This is a genomic window from Pseudoalteromonas sp. APC 3358, assembly GCF_030408075.1.
Classification (GTDB): Bacteria; Pseudomonadota; Gammaproteobacteria; order Enterobacterales; family Alteromonadaceae; genus Pseudoalteromonas; species Pseudoalteromonas arctica.
This window is the reverse complement of sequence record NZ_JASDCE010000014.1, coordinates 1-18,464: the sequence shown is the minus strand read 5'-3', so window position 1 is coordinate 18,464 and position 18,464 is coordinate 1. Positions and strand designations below refer to the sequence as shown.

At 39.9% G+C, this 18,464-nt stretch carries 16 protein-coding genes, 2 rRNA genes and 1 pseudogene; 11 read left to right on the top strand and 8 right to left on the bottom strand.

Going from position 1 to position 18,464, the window contains the following annotated elements:
* Positions 1-135: 135 nt before the first annotated feature.
* From QL995_RS18020 to QL995_RS17985, 8 genes and pseudogenes are all read left to right on the top strand, one after another.
* Positions 136-885 carry a GntR family transcriptional regulator gene (locus tag QL995_RS18020; RefSeq protein WP_010554517.1) on the top strand — a complete coding sequence of 250 codons (750 nt, stop codon included), beginning with the start codon at positions 136-138 and terminating at the stop codon, positions 883-885.
* 241 nt (positions 886-1,126) lie between these two features.
* Positions 1,127-1,243 (top strand): annotated as a pseudogene (locus QL995_RS18015) (putative sulfate exporter family transporter); the annotation flags it as partial.
* Between the two features lie 425 nt (positions 1,244-1,668).
* Entirely contained in the window at positions 1,669-1,878 is a 210-nt protein-coding gene (locus QL995_RS18010) for a cold-shock protein (RefSeq protein WP_006792548.1), read from the top strand.
* A gap of 186 nt (positions 1,879-2,064) precedes the next feature.
* Complete coding sequence (locus QL995_RS18005; RefSeq protein ID WP_010554515.1) at positions 2,065-2,274, top strand: cold-shock protein; 210 nt, start codon at positions 2,065-2,067, stop codon at positions 2,272-2,274.
* 187 nt (positions 2,275-2,461) lie between these two features.
* The gene (locus tag QL995_RS18000; protein WP_010554515.1) at positions 2,462-2,671 is read left to right on the top strand and encodes a cold-shock protein; all 210 of its coding nucleotides are present in this window, start codon (positions 2,462-2,464) and stop codon (positions 2,669-2,671) included.
* Between the two features lie 231 nt (positions 2,672-2,902).
* Positions 2,903-3,151, top strand: coding sequence for a DUF3297 family protein (locus QL995_RS17995; RefSeq protein WP_002963088.1), 249 nt, complete (start codon positions 2,903-2,905; stop codon positions 3,149-3,151).
* Between the two features lie 168 nt (positions 3,152-3,319).
* Complete coding sequence (locus tag QL995_RS17990) at positions 3,320-4,225, top strand: homocysteine S-methyltransferase family protein (RefSeq protein WP_222713901.1); 906 nt, start codon at positions 3,320-3,322, stop codon at positions 4,223-4,225.
* The gene (locus QL995_RS17985) at positions 4,212-5,753 is read left to right on the top strand and encodes a BCCT family transporter (RefSeq protein ID WP_290294762.1); all 1,542 of its coding nucleotides are present in this window, start codon (positions 4,212-4,214) and stop codon (positions 5,751-5,753) included. The genes QL995_RS17990 and QL995_RS17985 overlap by 14 nt, the downstream gene beginning before the upstream one ends.
* Positions 5,754-6,205: 452 nt before the next feature.
* On the opposite strand, the gene QL995_RS17980 is transcribed toward QL995_RS17985, so the two are convergent.
* Both QL995_RS17980 and QL995_RS17975 read right to left on the bottom strand, forming a co-directional pair.
* On the bottom strand, positions 6,206-7,039 hold the full coding sequence (locus tag QL995_RS17980; protein WP_290294760.1) for an alpha/beta hydrolase-fold protein: 834 nt from the start codon (positions 7,037-7,039) through the stop codon (positions 6,206-6,208).
* 146 nt (positions 7,040-7,185) lie between these two features.
* A complete protein-coding gene (locus QL995_RS17975) occupies positions 7,186-7,602 on the bottom strand; it encodes a MerC domain-containing protein (protein ID WP_290294759.1) in 417 nt (138 codons plus the stop codon).
* Between the two features lie 141 nt (positions 7,603-7,743).
* Between QL995_RS17975 and QL995_RS17970 the strand changes: the two genes are divergently transcribed.
* Together QL995_RS17970 and QL995_RS17965 are read left to right on the top strand one after the other, a co-directional pair.
* Positions 7,744-10,149 carry a TonB-dependent receptor gene (locus QL995_RS17970; protein WP_290294758.1) on the top strand — a complete coding sequence of 802 codons (2,406 nt, stop codon included), beginning with the start codon at positions 7,744-7,746 and terminating at the stop codon, positions 10,147-10,149.
* Between the two features lie 32 nt (positions 10,150-10,181).
* Positions 10,182-11,579 (top strand): 5-methyltetrahydrofolate--homocysteine methyltransferase, encoded by a 1,398-nt coding sequence (locus QL995_RS17965; RefSeq protein WP_290294757.1) that lies wholly within the window; start codon positions 10,182-10,184, stop codon positions 11,577-11,579.
* A gap of 97 nt (positions 11,580-11,676) precedes the next feature.
* Here the strand turns inward: QL995_RS17965 and QL995_RS17960 are convergent, their stop codons facing one another.
* The 4 genes from QL995_RS17960 to QL995_RS17945 all read right to left on the bottom strand — a co-directional run bounded on the left by QL995_RS17960 (position 11,677) and on the right by QL995_RS17945 (position 17,056).
* On the bottom strand, positions 11,677-12,978 hold the full coding sequence (locus tag QL995_RS17960) for a DEAD/DEAH box helicase (protein ID WP_290294756.1): 1,302 nt from the start codon (positions 12,976-12,978) through the stop codon (positions 11,677-11,679).
* A 147-nt stretch (positions 12,979-13,125) separates the two neighbouring features.
* A complete protein-coding gene (locus QL995_RS17955; RefSeq protein WP_290294755.1) occupies positions 13,126-14,313 on the bottom strand; it encodes an alpha/beta hydrolase-fold protein in 1,188 nt (395 codons plus the stop codon).
* A 111-nt stretch (positions 14,314-14,424) separates the two neighbouring features.
* A complete protein-coding gene (gene glmS / locus QL995_RS17950) occupies positions 14,425-16,245 on the bottom strand; it encodes a glutamine--fructose-6-phosphate transaminase (isomerizing) (protein ID WP_007580413.1) in 1,821 nt (606 codons plus the stop codon).
* A gap of 46 nt (positions 16,246-16,291) precedes the next feature.
* Positions 16,292-17,056, bottom strand: coding sequence for a DeoR family transcriptional regulator (locus tag QL995_RS17945; RefSeq protein ID WP_290294754.1), 765 nt, complete (start codon positions 17,054-17,056; stop codon positions 16,292-16,294).
* 159 nt (positions 17,057-17,215) lie between these two features.
* Between QL995_RS17945 and QL995_RS17940 the strand changes: the two genes are divergently transcribed.
* Complete coding sequence (locus QL995_RS17940; RefSeq protein WP_197184210.1) at positions 17,216-17,743, top strand: sugar O-acetyltransferase; 528 nt, start codon at positions 17,216-17,218, stop codon at positions 17,741-17,743.
* Positions 17,744-18,094: 351 nt separating this feature from the next.
* On the opposite strand, the gene rrf is transcribed toward QL995_RS17940, so the two are convergent.
* Together rrf and QL995_RS17930 are read right to left on the bottom strand one after the other, a co-directional pair.
* Positions 18,095-18,209 (bottom strand): 5S ribosomal RNA (rrf, locus tag QL995_RS17935).
* 150 nt (positions 18,210-18,359) lie between these two features.
* Positions 18,360-18,464: ribosomal RNA gene (locus QL995_RS17930) — 23S ribosomal RNA — on the bottom strand; the annotation flags it as partial.

The window sequence follows — 18,464 nt, the reverse complement described above, 5'->3', positions numbered from 1 at the left end:
ATTAAACATAATATGCAGTTTGCCTCAATAGAAAATTACTGCGGTAGCATACGCTTAATCAAGAAACGCAAATATGCGTAAAAGGCTTCACCTATGATATAACTACAAGTGGATTAAATTTAATGGTAAATAACAATGAGTAACTCTATGTTTGATCACAAATTAAGTAGCCCAAGCTTGGATTTTCAACCACTCTACTTACAAGTCGCTGATAGTATAAAGCAACTCATTGTTAAACGGCATTGGTTGCCCGGCGAGGCTTTACCTAGCGAATTTCGCCTTGCTGAAGAATTTAACGTAAGCCAAGGTACTGTTCGTAAAGCGCTTAATTTATTAACCGACAATAAAATAGTAACTCGTCGCCAAGGCGTTGGTACATTTGTATCAGAGCATACCTCGCAAGATGCCTTATTCAGGTTTTTTCCGTTACAAGCCGACGGTGAAAGTGACAACTCACCAAAGGCGGAACTGCTATCGGTTGAGCTTTGTGTAGCGCCTGCTGAAGCTATAAAGGCTTTGCAGCTAAATAAAAAAGACAAAGTTACTAAGCTAGTTCGCAGGCGTATTCTCGATAACGAGTTTTGCATGAGCGAAACTATATACCTACCGCAAAGCTACTTTCCTGATATACATAAAAGTAGTGATATACCGCACACTTTATATCATTACTATCAGAGTAAATTTAACCAAACGGTGCACAAAACCCAGGACAGTATTAAAGCAGTACTTGCTACAATAGATGATGCAAAAATGCTTGCTATAAATGCAGGCGATCCATTGCTGTTAGTATCGCGTATTACCGAATCAATCGAAGGTAAACGTATTGAATACCGCCTAACTAAATGCCGTAGCGATCACTATCATTACCAAATTGAGCTCGACTAGTTAAACGTACTTAAACTACTAATTAGCAATCTTAGCGCGTATTTTTTAAAGACAGCAAGCCTTACCTTGATGGCTTTCTGCTGGCTTTCCATTCACTAATCTGCCGCTTTGCTGTAAACGCAGCATGATTCACATATTACATAACGCGTCTTCGAGATAAATGCCTATTGAAATAATTAAGTACCCTCCTTCCAGTAGGGTTCTATTTATTAAGCTTAGAGTAAGAATATTGTGTACAAACGGTATGAAAACTAATTTAGGAAAGCTTACCGAAGTAGGTATGAAACCCATTATTTTAATTGTGGCTGAAACACTTTGGATTGCATTATTAATACTTGGATTTGTAATTTGGAGCTAATGAATCAAGTTATTTAAGGTATATATCAAAAAAATCAGTAGATAATTAGGTCATGTTTTAACCACTTAAAACTTGCATTTTACCTACTCTAGAACCGCATGCTAATACAAACATAAAGCATTGATTAAATTAAAATTAACCTAAATTAAGACGCAAAAAAGATCACCTAAATCATGACTGGTTAGTTAAAAAACAAACAAACTAATAAAGCACTTACTCTAAAATAAATTTACAATAGGGCTTGGTATATAGCTCAATTTACTGTTATCCTGCTTGGCATCGGGTTGACAGAAAACCCTATTTATTTGTAAGTACCACGTTGTTTTAGTAATAATCCTTCGCGTTATCCTCAGTTAAATGTATGTTTTCTTCCTGTTAAATTGCCTAATTTAAGGCGCACTTTTATTAATTCTTAGGATACTATTATGTCTAATACTACAACTGGTACAGTTAAATTTTTCAACGAAGCAAAAGGTTTTGGTTTCATCGAGCAAGAATCTGGTCCTGACGTTTTCGCACATTTCAGCGCAATCTCTGGCGACGGTTTCAAAACTCTAGCTGAAGGCCAACGTGTACAGTTTACTGTTACTCAAGGTCAAAAAGGTCCACAAGCTGAAAACATCGTTAGCATCTAATTGCTTTCGTTAAAATGGGTTAGCAATAACCCATTTTGAATATTAGTTTGAAAGAAGTTTTGTTTTATTTGTTAGTACCCCGTTGTTTTAGTAATAATCCTACGCGATATCCTCAAGTTAACTATTTTTTCCGGCTCAATCGCCTCTTTTCAGGCACACTTATATTAATTTTTTAGGATACATATTATGTCTACTACAACTACTGGTTCAGTAAAATGGTTTAACGAAGCAAAAGGTTTTGGTTTTATCGAGCAAGAATCTGGCGCAGACGTGTTCGCACATTTTAGCGCAATCTCTGGCGACGGTTTTAAAACTTTAGCTGAAGGCCAACGTGTACAGTTTACTGTTACTCAAGGTCAAAAAGGCCCACAAGCCGAGAACATTGTTAGCATCTAATTGCTACACAATTTAATGGGTTAGTAATAACCCATTTTGAATACTAGTTTGAAAGAAGTTTTGTTTTATTTGTTAGTACCCCGTTGTTTTAGTAATAATCCTACGCGATATCCTCAAGTTAACTATTTTTTCCGGCTCAATCGCCTCTTTTCAGACACACTTATATTAATTTTTTAGGATACATATTATGTCTACTACAACTACTGGTTCAGTAAAATGGTTTAACGAAGCAAAAGGTTTTGGTTTTATCGAGCAAGAATCTGGCGCAGACGTGTTCGCACATTTTAGCGCAATCTCTGGCGACGGTTTTAAAACTTTAGCTGAAGGCCAACGAGTACAGTTTACTGTTACTCAAGGTCAAAAAGGCCCACAAGCTGAGAACATTGTTAGCATCTAATTGCTAAACAATTTAGTGGGTTAGAGATAACCCATTAATATATTTACCTTTATAATTATTTAGTCGAATATCTTCAAAACCTCCTCTGTAAATATTTTCCAAGCGCAATCTCATTTGTATACACAACTCATTAATTAGTACATTTTTAAACACATTTACTACTATCTCTCTTGAGCGAAAGCTTTGTATTGCCTACAATAGCGCATACTTCATTCAATATAGAATATGACCATGAACGACACTACCGCAAAACCTGCTTTACCAGATCGCCTTTCTATTAATCCACGTAGCCCACATCATGTGGAAGAAGTTTTTGAACACGATATTGGTATCACGTTCAACGGCAAAGAGCGTTTTGATGTTGAAGAATACTGCATCAGCGAAGGTTGGATAAAGTTTGCATCTCCAAAAGGCCTTGATCGTCGCGGACAACCACTTTTACTTACAAGAAAAGGCACTGTTGAAGCCTTTTATAAGTAAGCTAATACTACTTACTAAAAAAGCGACACCATATTGGGTAGTCGCTTTTTTTGTGCCCTTTTAATAGGTTGAGCTTTTTTCATGCCCAACCTGATGAAGTTTCATTATGATTTTTTAAAAAATATGTTTGAATAGCGCCATAACATTTAGACATATAGAAGTCCATAAGTGAAAAAGGTAACGATTTTAGATGGCGGCATGGGACGTGAACTTAAGCGCATTGGCGCTCCGTTCTCACAGCCACTTTGGAGTGCACAGGCACTTATAGAAGCTCCTCAATATGTAGCACAAGCTCACCAAGGTTTTATAGATGCTGGCGCCGAAATAATTACGGTTAATAGCTACGCTTGTGTGCCGTTTCATTTAGGTGAAGAACGCTACGAAAGCCAAGGCGCGTTACTCGCAGAGCAAGCTGCCCTTATTGCTAATAAAGCAGCAAATAATGCAAAGCAAAACGTACTGGTTGCAGGATCACTACCACCTGCATTTGGTTCATACCGTCCCGATTTATTTGAAAGTGAACGTGCTTTTACTATTTTAAATACCTTATACAATGCACAAAATCTCCATGTAGACCTCTGGCTTGGCGAAACAATATCGAGTATTGAAGAAGCACAAGTAATGGCAAGCGTACTTAAAGGCTCAACTAAGCCATGTTATTACGCATTTACCCTAAGTGACGAAGTAACTGAGCAGGCAACGCTGCGTTCAGGTGAGCTGGTAACCGATGCCATAACCGTACTACTTGAGCAGCAAAACATTGCAGGTATTTTCTTTAATTGCTCTATTCCTGAAGTTATTGAGCAAGCACTGCGTGATACTAATAACGTATTAACTAAGCAAAATAAAAAAGTAACGTTAGGCGCATTTGCTAACAGCTTTACTCCTATTTCAAGTGCTCACAAAGCAAATGAAGCAGTGCAAGACTACCGTGATTTATCTCCTGACGAGTATCTGGAATTTGCAAAACAATGGCATAGCCTTGGCGCTAATATTATTGGTGGTTGCTGCGGAATTAACCCAAGCCATATCGAAGCACTCGTGCAATGGAGAAATTCCATTGAAAAACCTTAACTTTGAGCTGGCTATTCCTGCAATTACATTAGTAATTACCTTATTAGTTATCTCAACTTTATATCCAGAACAATCACAATTATTAGCAAGCAACGCTATGCATTTTGTAACAGGCTGGTTTGGTTGGTTAGTAGAACTTGTGAGCTTGGCTTTAGTTGGTTTTTTATTTTGGTTAGCTTTTTCAAAGTACGGATCTATTAGATTAGGCGAAGAAAAAAAAGAGCACTCTAACTTTTCGTACGGCGGTATGATTTTTACCGCAGGTGTAGGTGCTTCTCTTATATATTGGGGAATTGGTGAGCCGATGTATTATTTGCAATCGCCACCACTTTTTGCCGAACCAAATAGCTACGCAGCAGCAGCTTGGTCTGTTACTTATTCTATTTTTCATTGGGGCGTGACTGGCTGGGCCATTTACTGCTTTCCGGCAATTCCGTTTGCGTACGCATTTTATGTACAAAAAAAACGTACTTTAAAGCTCTCTACCCTTTGTGAACCGGTAGTAGGCAGTAATCCAGTTATCGCTAAAGCAATCGACTTACTGGCAATTTTTGGCACCCTTGCAGCTTTCGCAAGCTCGCTGGCGCTTACCGTATCTTTATTAAGTACTGGCATTTCTGCTTTGTTGGAGATTAAAAATAGCTTATTACTCCAAGGCAGTATTATTTTATTGTTTGTTTTAATGCTCGTTGCGGTAATGCTTGTTGGTTTTAAAAAAGGTATTAGCAAAGTGTCTGACTATACGGTGATAGCTGCAATATGCTTTGCCTTGTTTGTATTACTTGCAGCTGACTCTCAGTTTATTTTAAATAACTTTACCGACTCAATAGGTGTCATGATCGATAACTTTTTTAGAATGTCACTTTGGACCGACCCAGTTCAAAAAAGTGGTTTTTCGCAATCGTGGACTCAATACTATTGGTTTTGGTACTACGCTTATTTAATTATGATGGGCCTTTTTATTACTCGCATTTCACGTGGGCGTACTATTAAAGAAGTTATTTTGTACACTATTTCGATGGGTTCGCTCGGCTGTGCATTTTTTATATCAATTTTTGGTGGTTATGCAGTATGGGCGCAGTTAGTTGGTGGCTTACCTGTTCAACAATGGATGAGCGAAGGCGGCTTAACGTTTGCTGTAGTGTCACTTATTCAAACTCTACCATCGGGTAATATTGGCTTAGTGTTATTTTTGGTTATTCAGTTTTTTTTAATGCTAACGACTATGTCAAGCGCAAGCGTTGCCACTGCTATGTTAACAACTAATAAGCTAGAGCTAAATGGCGACCCCGATCATAAAGTTAAGCTCCTATGGGCTGGTGCAATTGCACTCATTAGTTTTAGCGTATTTTTATGCGGTGGTGGGATAGATACCATTAAGTCACTCTGCGTTGTAGCTGGCCTGCCAATGATGTTTATTTACATGATTTTAGTAAAGCAATTAATGATGCAACTAAAGGGTGTAAATCAAATAGAAGCGCTTGAGCAGTATGAAAGTATAAATTCTGAAACGGTTAAAGTGAATTAAGCTAAATCTAGATTAATTACAGCATAGGCCTTACAAGATGTATAACTTTGTAAGGCCAATATTTTACTTTTAAATCAAGACAGCTGACCTACCTGTTCTACGACTTGTATATAATTTGAAAGATTTTTCTGCATACGGCAATTACGCTTTCGATTCGCTTCATACAACCCATCTTCTATATGATCTTTTAGGCTTTTTGCAGACGTCACTTGCGCACTTTGACTTGTATAAGTTGTATTAATTTTGGTATTTGGATCACAAATTATATGCATCGATTCTTGGGTTTTATAATTAGTAACTCCATTAAACATAACTGACGGTTCAAAATTATTAAGTTGAAACTCGTTAAATGTTTCGTTTTCCAGTGAAGCCGAAACATTTCTAATCCACAGGTTCTAAAGTAAGAATAGCTTTCAGGATGTCGGGTTAAGTAATATTTAACTAATGCTCTACTATTCTTTCCTAAGTATCCAATCTAAGCCTTGGATTGCTGTTGTTGGAAATGCGGTTGCATGATTAGCCCCTTCAATAACAATACTTTTTAATTCTATATTGTCACTTTTAAGTGCATTAACTTTTTGCACAAGCTGCGCAGCACCTTCAATCATATTTTGCCCTTCGCCAAAAGCAGGCGTTTCCATAGATCCAACTGATATATATACCCTTATAGGTAATTTTGGTTTATTCACTTTTAATGCTAATAGTGCATTGTTATTAAACCAGACAGATGGGCTGCCAATAATATAACTGCTAAATAAATCTGGCATCGTAAATAAAATAGTGGCGCCAAATAACCCGCCTAACGAATGCCCCATGTAGGTTCTTTGTAAGTTACTGGCCCGATAGTTTTTTTCAATAAAAGGGAAAACTGTACTTTGTAAAAACTGAATATGCCCTTTGGCATTACCTGTTTGCTTTTTCCAATCTTTTGCAAAGGTAGGCGTGTAATCTCTAATTCGGCTGTTAGAGCCAGCGGACCCTTTTTCATAGCCAATTGCTACAATAATAGCCTGTTGCATTTTGCCACTATTCATAGGGAATCGTGTAGCCCCAGCAACGATGGGAAAGGTATACGGTGCATCGGTTACATAAATAACTGGATACGTTTTATTAGGCTGCTTTTGGTATGATTTAGGAAGCTGAATATACACAGGATACGCCCGCTCGCTAACGGGCTCAATGAGCTCAACCACGTTACTTCGGGGTATTGAATAAGGGGTATTTGCGCTTAATTTAAAACATATTAAGGCACTTAAAAGCAAAAGAGATTTTAAAATAAGAGGCACTGTATTGGTTAACCTAAGCTAAAAATAAATTAAATACCTACTTTAAAGTACTTTTAGCGAATATTTAAGCTATCTAAAAAAACAAAGTTTAAATAAAAAATAAAGTGCCAGTGTAGCTTTCGTTTAAACCACCAGCACTTATAGCATTAAACCACTTGATCTGGCTCACCGCCTGAACATGGGCAGTTGTCGTCATTCTGTTTAAGACATTGCTGATAATTAAACCAATGGGCTACAGCAATAAACGCTGAGCCTATTAAGGTTAGCGCTTTTTCGACCACTTCATGGCCTAGCAATACGGCAAATATCATAAAAGCTAAGCCTGTTACACCAGACACCATATAACGTGTACGTTTATGTTTTTTACAGCCTAAACTCAATGCCAACAAACTGGTTGGCATTACCGCCGCAAGAATCCATAAATGAAATTGCTCACTATCTATTTGCATTACAGCAAAGCTTGGTAATAACGCTAAAATAACCGGGGTTGCAAAACAATGCACTGTGCACATTACCGATAACCCTATTGCCATACGATCCATAACACTTTGACTCGACTTCATTATTTCCTCTACTAAATCAGTGTCTCCACTCAAAAACGTTACTTTTAAGGAGACATTTTAATAACATCAGTTAATTGCTGTTGATATATTATAACATTACTCGCATAATTGATATAATATAACATCTAACAAGGTAGTCAAATGAAACGTAGATCACAATTAGCTGTTCTCATAGCAGCTTTATTGCCGGCTAGTGTGCTTGCATCCACAATAGAAGGCGTTGTTTTAAACAACAAAGGTAAAGTAGTTACCAATGCAACGGTAGAAGTTGAAGGCTCAGATCTTAAAGTAACCACCGATGAAAACGGTAAATTTGTTATAACAGAACTAAAAAATGGCTTAAAAGAGCTTCACGTTGTAGCCCCTGGTTATGCGCATCTTCATCGCGATATAACAATAACTAATGATGAAAACCAATCGGTTACTTTTAATTTAAAGCGCTCGCCTATTGAAGTTATTGATATTGAAGCGACCCCTATTCATATGTCGGCAATGGAATCTGCATCGCCTGTTAGTGTTTTATCTGGCGAACAACTAAGACGACAACAAGCTGCAACTCTTGGCGACAGCCTTGAAAAACTCCCAGGCGTTAATACAAATTTTCACGGTAAAGTAGCCAGCACACCTATTATTCGTGGTTTAAGCGGCCCTCGCGTACTTATTACTCAAAATGGCCTTGATGTTAGTGATGTTTCGCGCGTTGGCCCCGATCACTCTGTTGCATCGGAGGCGTCTACCGCACAACAAATTGAAGTATTACGCGGCCCTGCAACGCTGTTTTATGGCAGTGGCGCAATTGGTGGTGTGGTTAATGTAGTAGATAACCGCGTACCTACCGACAGCACCACGCGTGGTGAATGGAACCTAGAACATAACTCGGTAGATAACCAAAAAGTGGCCTCGTTTAATGCCACCACAGGCACTGACTCGGTGGCTTTTTACGCCAATGCATTTTGGCGTGAGGCCGATGACTACGGGGTACCTGTAGCTGCCGATATAGATAGCGACGGTGAAGGCCATAGTAGCGATTACAAAGTTGAAAACAGTAATGAAGAGTCTGACGGTTTTACTGTTGGCGCTAGCTATTTAATGGATAACGGCTTTATTGGCTTAGCAGTAGAGCAATTTAATCGTCAATACGGTATTCCTGGTCATACGCACGGCGAGGAAGAAGAGGAAGAACACAACGACGAAGAAGAAAGCGTATTTGCTGATTTAGAGCAAACTAAAGTGCAGTTATTAGGTGAGTACAACCTAGATAATAAATGGCTAAACAAAATAAATCTCCGCGCTGGCCATACCGACTACGAACACGCTGAAATTGAGAGCGGCGCTGTTGGCACTACCTTTAAAAACGAAACCAACGAATTACGCATAGACCTACTGCATAACCAATTTAACGAATGGAATGGCGGTATTAGCTTTCATTACAAGCAAAGCGATGTTGAAGCACAAGGTGAAGAGGCCTTTACTCCTCCATCAGAAACCGAAAGCTTTGCTGTAGCGTTAATGGAAGAAAGGCACTTTGGTGATTTTTTAGTGCAGGTAGGTGCGCGTATTGAGCGAGTAACAATTGAAGCAGGCGACGTATTACTGCCAAATATTGACGCTCACGCACACGATGAAGCAGAAGAAGCCGACGAGCATGATCATGAAGAAAGCGCAGAAACCACTCGCGTATTTGATGTAGAGCATGAATTTACGCCAGTCAGTTTATCAGCAGGGGTAGTATGGGATTTTACATCTAACTATAACTTAGGGCTTTCGGTATCGCGCTCTGAACGTGCACCTTCTGCCTCTGAGTTGTTATCGTTTGGGCCGCATATTGGCACTGGCACTTACGAAGTAGGCGCACTATTTGATTTAGATGAAGATGGCCATTTGGGTTTATCTGAACAAGCAATAGACCTAGAAACAGCCAATAATATCGATTTAACCCTACGTAAAACTCAAGGCGATGTTGGCTTTATTTTAAATGCCTTTTACAACCAAGTAGATAACTATTATTACCAAATAGACACCGGTTTATATGCCGAAAGTGGACATGACCATGGCGATGAAGAAGAACTCGCTGACGAACACGGCCATTCATCAGAGCTACCCGTTTATTTATTTAAAACAGATGATGTAGTTTTACATGGTTTTGAAGCGCAAATTGCGTGGCAATTAACAGATGAGTTTAAGCTAGATGTATTCTCAGACTACGTTCGTGCACGCCTTAAAGACGGCGGCGATTTACCCCGTACACCACCGCTTCGTTTTGGCAGCGAGCTAAGCTATCAAACAGATAAACTCAGTGCGCATATTCACGTAACTCGTTATCAAGAGCAAGACCGCACAGCCCCACAAGAAACAGCCACAGACGGTTACACCTTAGTTGATGCGAGCATCTCTTACGACCTTTCAGTGTTAAACCAAGATATGTCTGTGTACCTACGAGGCACTAATTTAACAGATACAGAAGCACGCGTGCACAGCTCGTTTGTAAAGGATATAGCGCCACGTCCAGGACGTAGTTTTGCGCTAGGTATTCGCGGTTATTTTTAAGCGTTAAAAAATTATAATTAAAGGAAATAAACATGAAAAAACTATATCAATTAAAGCTTATTGCACTCGCTATTAGCGCTACATTTATTACGGCCTGTGGCGATGCAGAAACCAACATTGTGGAAAAAGATCCTATTGTTGTAGAAGACGAGCACAATCATGATGATGATCACGACCATGACGACGGCTATACCATAGACTCACTTGGCAGACTTGCCGTTCTGGCAGGTGACAGTAACGAAGCTAGCTTTTTTGATTTAGACAACAACGAATTACTTGATACATTTACCCTGACGAACGATTCAAACACGCTGTCGTCATCACCTGATTTTCGTTATGCCGTTATTGCTAGCCGTACACAAGATTACTTAGGCTTTATTGATGGTGGTTTATGGCGTGAAGACCATGGCGAGCACCTGCACGATTACGAGCAAAGACCAGCGGCTAGCAGCTATGAGTTAACAAGTGGCAGTCGCCCTACACACTTAATAACTCATGACGGGCAATTAGCAATATTTTACGATGGCGATGCAGAAACCGGCACGATTGCCTCTGTTGAAGTATTAACAGATAACGACATAACAAGCGCAACAGCAAGCCTGCCTGGTATTAGCTACGATATTAATATGCACGGTGTAGCAGAGCCTCGCGGTGAGCATTTATTATCAACCATTCGCCGTGATGACAGCGAAAGCACATCGGTTGCTAAAGTATTGCCAGACCAAGTAGGTGTTTATCATTTTCATGATGGTGAATATGAGCTTGAACAAACCTTAGAAGTTACGTGCCCTGATTTACACGGCGCGGCACAAAACCACGACTACGTAGTATTTGGCTGTAGCGATGGTGTGTTATTAGCCCACCAGCACGATGATGAATACGAAGCTGAAAAAATAGCGAACATTGCAGCCGTTGGCGATTTACGCATTGGTAGTATTTATGGCCACGAAGATAGCGAGACCTTTATTGGCGTAGCGTCTGGCCACGGTGGCGGCGAAGCCGTAATTGTAACTATTAACCCAGCAACAGCACAAATGGAAGAACTAGAATGGCAACTAGCTGATGGCGCAAGTGCTGTTTCTTATTCTTTTTCAGCCAGTGGTGAACACTTTTTAATACTCGACAGCCTAGGCTTTTTAAATGTACTTACTGGGCATAAACATGACGGTGAAATGCACTGGGAGCTTGCAGGCCAAGTAGATATTACTCAAGCAGACGTAACCACAATGCCCGAAGGAATGAGCTTTAGTATGACAGTGGCGCAAAGTGGTCAGTTTGCTTATATTGCCGACCCAATTACTCAACACATAGTGCAAGTGCACCTAGAAGACCTAGAAATTGAAAGTGAGCTAGAGTTAACTTTTCCACCGGCAAGCATTACCTGGTTAGGGATTGCACAAGAAACAGAAGATGAAGATCACGACCATTAATTTAAGACTAACGCTTTAAGTTAAAGCCACAAAACAAAAAACCCGTAATTAGGTTTACTAATTACGGGTTTTTACAGCTATTTATTTAGCTCTATTGTTACTTACGGCGCCAGCCACTCCATACATCATCTATATCATCGGCTTTATTTTTTTTCTTTTTCTTGCCTGTGCCTTCTGGTTTTGCCATTGGCTTTTCATTTTTAAGCGCCTCGGCAGCATCAAGATTAGCTTGGTTAACGGCAAAGCCAGCTATTTCCTCACGTTCAAGACGTAGTTTGTTTTTCTTCTCGATTATTTTAAAGTGATGCAAATCTTCATAATCAACCAATGAAAGCGCTAAGCCTACTTCACCAGCACGGCCGCTTCGGCCAATACGGTGCATGTAATCAGCAGGACTGCGTGGTAGATTAAAGTTTATTACCACTGGCAGCTTTTCAATATCCAAACCACGTGCAGCAATATCGGTTGCGATAAGTACTTCGATTTCGCCCGCTTTAAACTTTTCTATTACGCGAGTACGTTCACTTTGGCCTTTATCACCATGAAACACTTGTGCGTTCACGCCGCGTTTTTCAAGCTTGGCCGCTAAATGCTCACAGTCTTTTTTAGCATTGACAAAAATCAGCGCTTGGCGCCATTTATGCGTTTTAATTAAATGTGCTAAAACTGTGGTTTTTTCACCTTTGTTTACGGTAAAAACACGCTGTACTAAGGTGCTTTCGTCTTTGTTTTGTACTTGTATTTCAACTGGGTCGTTTAAAAGCTCTTGCGTTAATAGCTTAACTTGCTCAGGGAAAGTTGCTGAAAACAACATGGTTTGTTTTTTAGCAGGCATAAGCGCTAATAGCTCAGCCAGCTCTTCGGTAAAGCCAAGGCTTAGCATACGGTCGGCTTCATCAAGCACAAGCGTAGTTACTTTATCGAGCTTAATCGCATTGCTTGAGATTAAATCAAGTAAGCGACCAGGTGTTGCCACAATAATATCGGCGCCGCCGCGCAGTGCCTGCATTTGTGTATTAACCGACACACCACCAAACACTGCAACTGTTTTAATTGCACCATTAAAGTTAGCAGAATACGATTTAACGCTATCGGCCACTTGCGTAGCAAGCTCACGCGTCGGTACTAAAATAAGCCCCGTTACAAAATTACCTTTGCTGGCAGTATTTTTAGCGCCCTGCTCAAGGAAAGCTTTTTGCAACATAGGTAATGCAAACGTTGCTGTTTTACCTGAACCGGTATTTGCCCCTGCAATTAGGTCACTACCCGCAAGCACACTAGGTATAGCCTTAGCTTGAATAGGTGTAGGCTGGGTATATTCCAAATCGGTTAATCGAGCTAATAGCTCTGGAATAAGGCCAAGTTCGGAAAAAGTGCTAGGGCTTGTGGCTGAGGTCATATTTATTACGGGCTTATTGCTAAAAAAGTAGCCTGTAATTTTAGCGTATTTAGCGCTTATTAAGTAGAGATTAGTGATTTAAATATCAGCGGCGTGTTGTAAAGGTAACTGTAAGCGCAGGCTACCCCCGCGCATTGTCCTTTTATATTACTGGGTTTTATTTAACTGTGTTTGTAATCTACTTTTAGTCTCTTTTAAGGTATCTAAATAGGGGTATGTGGTATCTACGACATTTAAAGCAGCCTCTATTTTAATAAGTGCCTGTTGTATATTACCTTGTAATTCATAGCCATAACCTAACCCCCATAGTGCATCAACAGATTGTGAGTGATGCTTAACATTATGCTTAAATACTGCCACAGCCCGCTCATATTGCTGCATATTTACTAGGTTGTAACCAAGTTGCCTAACAGCCGCCTCTGGAGGTGTTATTTGCTCCCCCCATTGCTGAGATAACTTTTTATAATAAACATCAATAGATTCTATATCATCGCTTAAAGCACTCATGGGCATTTGTTTGGGTAAAAATAAATGATGGTAAGCATTAAAGGCCCCAGCGGCAGATGTTAAGTTATGCGATACATTTTCAAATGCGTCACTGAAAAAGCGTAAATTTGGCAAGCTATTAGATTGTAAAGCTTGCTGCAGCTCATTATATCGCTCACGCATTAGGCCAGCTTCTTCGCCAATATTTATATAAACATAGTTATTCAGGTCTTTTGATTTATTAATAAACGACTTAGTCGCTTTTACTGGTGCGCCATAGTTCCACCAAACGGCAGGGCTGTAAGCAATATGCGCTTGGAAAAGCTCAGGGTTAGCTTGCATAGTATAAAGTGCAAACACGCCTGCTGCTGAGTCCCCAGCAATCACATTAAAGTTATGCGTACGATAGCTTTTATTAATCAAGGGCATAAGCTCTTGCTCAATAAATGCTAAAAACTTTGCTGCGCCTCCGCCTTCACCTACCGGGCCTTGTGGCTCTTTATTAACTGTGGGGTATAAATCTCTTAAGCGATTAGTGTTTTCAATAGCGACAATAATAACCTCAGGCGCACGATTATTATTTTGCAGTCGATCCATTACAGCACTTATAAGCGGTATGTTACCCGCACCATCTAGGCGATAAATTACAGGATAAACTTTGTTTGGATTAGCTTGGTAACTCTTTGGAAGCTGGACTACAACGGTACGTAGCTCATTTAAAATTGCAGAATTGATAGTATGTGTTTGTTGCGTATAGCTAATGGTTTGCTGTTTTAAATCAGGTTCAGCTAGTGTGTTATTAGAAACTATAAATAAGCTACATATAAAAATAGCAGTGAATAAACGCATGCTAATCCTTTAGAAAATAGTGTGTTATTTAATCTAACAGGCTTTGAGGTACAAAAAAAGACGCATTGAGCGCCTTTTTATCTTTAACAGGTAATTACCAACCTATTGATTTTACTCAACCGTAACCGATTTAGCTAAGTTACGTGGTTGATCAACGTCAGTACCTTTAATTACCGCTACGTAGTATGACAGTAGCTGCAATGGCAGTGTGTAAACAATTGGCGCAATAATATCGTCAGTGTGGTTTACGTTGATTACACGCATTGTGTCGTCTGACTCAAAGTGTGAATCTTTATCTGCGAATACGTAAATAATGCCGCCACGTGCGCGCACTTCTTCTACGTTTGATTTAAGTTTTTCTAGCAATTCGTTATTTGGTGCTACAACAATAATTGGCATGTCGGCATCAATAAGTGCTAGTGGGCCATGTTTTAGCTCGCCAGCGGCGTAGGCTTCTGCATGAATGTACGAAATCTCTTTAAGCTTAAGCGCACCTTCCATTGCAATTGGGTATTGCGAGCCACGACCTAAAAACAATGAGTGGTGCTTATCAGCAAACTCTTCTGCAAGATCTGCGATACCATCAGCGAGTAATAATGTTTCTTCTAACTTAGCTGGAAGTACTTTAATTGCATTTACAATTGCGCTTTGATCAAGGCCTTTTTCCTGAGCTATAGACGCAGTAAGCATTAACAAACCAACTAACTGCGTAGTAAATGCTTTAGTAGATGCCACGCCTATTTCAGCGCCTGCTTTAGTCATAAAGGCAAGGTCTGATTCACGTACAAGCGATGAACCAGGTACGTTACAAATAGTCATTGAGGCCATGTAACCTTGCTCTTTAGCTAGGCGTAATGCAGCTAGCGTATCGGCAGTTTCACCCGATTGAGAAATAGTAACAAGTAAGCTATTTTCATGAACAAACGACTGACGGTATCTAAATTCAGAAGCTATTTCTACATTACAGCTAACACCCGCAAACTGCTCAAGCCAGTAACGTGCAACCATACCTGAATGGTAAGACGTACCACAGGCAATAATTTGCACATGTTTTACATCTTTAAATATTTGCTGAGCGCTTTCGCCAAAGGCATCAATTGCTACACGGTCGTCGTTTAAACGCCCTTCAAGAGTATTACGTACAGCAAGTGGCTGCTCGTAAATTTCTTTTAGCATGTAGTGACGATAATCGCCTTTGCCTGATGCATCTTGCGTAATGTTTGATTCAATCACTTCACGCTCAACTGCGTTACCGTCTGCATCAAAAATTTCTACTGTGTCACGTGTAATACGTGCTACGTCGCCTTCTTCTAAAAAGATGAAGCTACGAGTAACAGGTAGTAATGCTAACTGATCAGACGCAATAAAGTTTTCGCCAAGGCCTAAACCAATAACAAGAGGACTACCTGAGCGCGCTACAATGATTTCGTTGTCGTTGTCTTTATCAAATACAACAGTACCAAAAGCGCCTTCAAACTGTTTAACAGCTGCTTGTACTGATGCAAGTAACGTTGTGTGTTGTTTACGAAGTTGGTGAATTAAATGCACCATTACTTCTGTATCAGTGTCTGATAAGAATTCGTAACCATCTGCTTTCAGTGCTGTACGTAGGCTAGCGTGGTTTTCAATAATACCGTTGTGCACAAGTGCTAACTGGTTGTTTGATACATGTGGGTGTGCATTTGCTTCTGTAACGCTACCATGTGTTGCCCAGCGCGTATGTGCAATACCTGTATGACCGCTAACACCTGCTTTTTCTAGAGCTGCTTCTACGTTAACTACTTTACCCACAGCTTTAACAGTATTAAGTGTATTGCCATCAAGCAATGCTACGCCTGCTGAGTCATAACCACGGTATTCAAGACGTTTAAGGCCTTCAACTAAAATTTTGTTTACTGGACGTTCTGCAACTGCCCCAACTATTCCACACATAGTGTCTCCATTAATTTTTTAATTCTAGTAACTCACTTTGTAGTTACTATTGTATAATCTCTGCGCAAATTAGTTTTACACCACACGCCTCAATTGCTTTGCGTTTTTCGTCTGCTAAGCCATTGTCGGTTATTAATGTGGTTACTATTTTCCACGGTAATTCTAAATTTGGTATTTTTCGGCCAATCTTATCTGATTCAACCATTACAATTACTTCACGAGCGGCTTTTGCCATTACTTGGCTCAAACCAACTAACTCATTAAAAGTCGTTGTGCCGCGCTTTACGTCTATACCATCCGCACCAATAAATAGCTGATCAAAATCGTAAGAGCATAATACGTTTTCGGCAACTTGCCCCTGAAACGACTCAGAATGCGGATCCCATGTTCCACCGGTCATCAAAAGTGTTGGCTCATTCTCGAGTGCTAATAAACGACTCGCTACTTTAATAGCGTTGGTCATAACAACTAGCCCTCGCTTATCAGCAAGCTCAGGGATCATAGCTGCCGTAGTGCGTCCGCTATCAATAATAATGCGGTTATGATCTTTTATTAGTTTTGCTGCTGCTTTTGCTATCGCGACTTTGCGCTTTGAATCTACTTCATCGCTAACAATTTCTTTAGGTAGTGCAATAGCACCACCGTAGCGGCGAAGTAATAAGCCACTTTTTTCAAGCGAGGTTAAATCTTTTCGAACGGTTACTTCAGATGTTTGAAACTGCTGTGCTAACTTTTCAACGGCTACTTCACCTAATTCATTAACTTGAACCAGTATATTGTGACGACGCTGCTGTGTGTTTCGTTTAGTCATAAAGCTCGTGAATTAAGTTTCATTTCGAAAGTTATGCGATTTTAAACGAAACAACCTAAATGGCAAGTGAACGAGCAAAAAAAACACAGTTTTATTCTAATAATAATAAAACTAAAAGTACGGTAAGCTATAACTAATTAAGTTATAAAGATAAATACAATGCAGTCATTTAACAGTATCAGTAAAGAATACTTAGCACAGCGAAAGCAAGCAGGTGAAACCTGCCGTTTATTTAATAAGAGCCCAAGTAAAGGCAACTTAAAACGTATCAAAGAGTTATTTTTAAAGTCGGGTGATGGTGTAATTATAGAATCAGGTTTTCATTGCGATTACGGCAATCAAATAGTTATTGGTGATCGTACTTTTATGAATATTAATTGCACACTTCTCGACTCGCCATTAGCCAATCACTCAATCACCATTGGTGATGACTGCTTAATAGGCCCGAACGTTCAGCTTTTAGCTGTGTCACATGCTACTAATCCAGCAAAAAGGCTTAATAAGGAAAACTTTGCAGCACCTATCGCGTTATGCAATAACGTATGGGTTGGCGCAGGTGCAATTATTTTAGCGGGTGTGAGTATTGGTGAAAATAGTATTGTGGGTGCGGGTGCTGTGGTTACTAAAAATGTAATGCCTAATACCGTGGTAGCGGGTAACCCAGCTCGTGAAATAAGAACATTATAGCTATTACCGATGTTATCTTTTCGTCGGGAGTCGCTACGCTCGCCCGACCTACGTGATGGGTGTTGATGTGAGGGTGTGTTAATTGCGCACATTTCACTTTACTGCAGACGTAAAAAAGCCCGACTATTTCTAGTCGGGCTCTCTACAATTTGAAGCCTAGTGATGTCGTAGTGCCCACAGCGGTGGAGAGCAACAGTGCAAATGCTACACTATCATTGTGTCGGGAGTCGCTACGCTCGCCCGCCCTACGTGCTAGGTGTTGATGTGAAAGTGTATTAATTGCGCGTATTTTACTTTTCTGCAGACGTAAAAAAGCCCGAATCGTTAGATTCGGGCTTTCTACAATTTGAAGCCTGGTAATGTCCTACTTTCACATAGCAAATGCTACACTATCATCGGCGCTGTTTCGTTTCACTACTGAGTTCGGCATGGAATCAGGTGGGTCCAAAACGCTATTGTCACCAAGCAAATTTGGGCGTTAATCCGTATCGCTACGCACTAACTGAATTTGGAAAATATCTGATAATATTTTTTAAGTCTTTCTAAGTAATTTCTACTTTAGTTATATTAACTTCTTCGCTTGTTTCACTATCACATAAAACGCGTTTGGCGTTGTATGGTTAAGCCTCACGGGTAATTAGTACAAGTTAGCTTAATGGCTCACACCACTTCCACATCTTGCCTATCAACGTTGTAGTCTTCAACGGCCCTTCAGAGACTT

What these genes read in the sequence shown, in the direction of transcription:
- QL995_RS17945 (WP_290294754.1), bottom strand. Translation starts at nt 17,056, where the DNA reads ATGACTAAACGAAACACACAGCAGCGTCGTCACAATATACTGGTTCAA.
- QL995_RS17975 (WP_290294759.1), bottom strand. Translation starts at nt 7,602, where the DNA reads ATGAAGTCGAGTCAAAGTGTTATGGATCGTATGGCAATAGGGTTATCG.
- glmS (WP_007580413.1), bottom strand. Translation starts at nt 16,245, where the DNA reads ATGTGTGGAATAGTTGGGGCAGTTGCAGAACGTCCAGTAAACAAAATT.
- QL995_RS17965 (WP_290294757.1), top strand. Translation starts at nt 10,182, where the DNA reads ATGAAAAAACTATATCAATTAAAGCTTATTGCACTCGCTATTAGCGCT.
- QL995_RS17960 (WP_290294756.1), bottom strand. Translation starts at nt 12,978, where the DNA reads ATGACCTCAGCCACAAGCCCTAGCACTTTTTCCGAACTTGGCCTTATT.
- QL995_RS18010 (WP_006792548.1), top strand. Translation starts at nt 1,669, where the DNA reads ATGTCTAATACTACAACTGGTACAGTTAAATTTTTCAACGAAGCAAAA.
- QL995_RS17955 (WP_290294755.1), bottom strand. Translation starts at nt 14,313, where the DNA reads ATGCGTTTATTCACTGCTATTTTTATATGTAGCTTATTTATAGTTTCT.
- QL995_RS17940 (WP_197184210.1), top strand. Translation starts at nt 17,216, where the DNA reads ATGCAGTCATTTAACAGTATCAGTAAAGAATACTTAGCACAGCGAAAG.
- QL995_RS18000 (WP_010554515.1), top strand. Translation starts at nt 2,462, where the DNA reads ATGTCTACTACAACTACTGGTTCAGTAAAATGGTTTAACGAAGCAAAA.
- QL995_RS18020 (WP_010554517.1), top strand. Translation starts at nt 136, where the DNA reads ATGAGTAACTCTATGTTTGATCACAAATTAAGTAGCCCAAGCTTGGAT.
- QL995_RS17995 (WP_002963088.1), top strand. Translation starts at nt 2,903, where the DNA reads ATGAACGACACTACCGCAAAACCTGCTTTACCAGATCGCCTTTCTATT.
- QL995_RS17970 (WP_290294758.1), top strand. Translation starts at nt 7,744, where the DNA reads ATGAAACGTAGATCACAATTAGCTGTTCTCATAGCAGCTTTATTGCCG.
- QL995_RS18005 (WP_010554515.1), top strand. Translation starts at nt 2,065, where the DNA reads ATGTCTACTACAACTACTGGTTCAGTAAAATGGTTTAACGAAGCAAAA.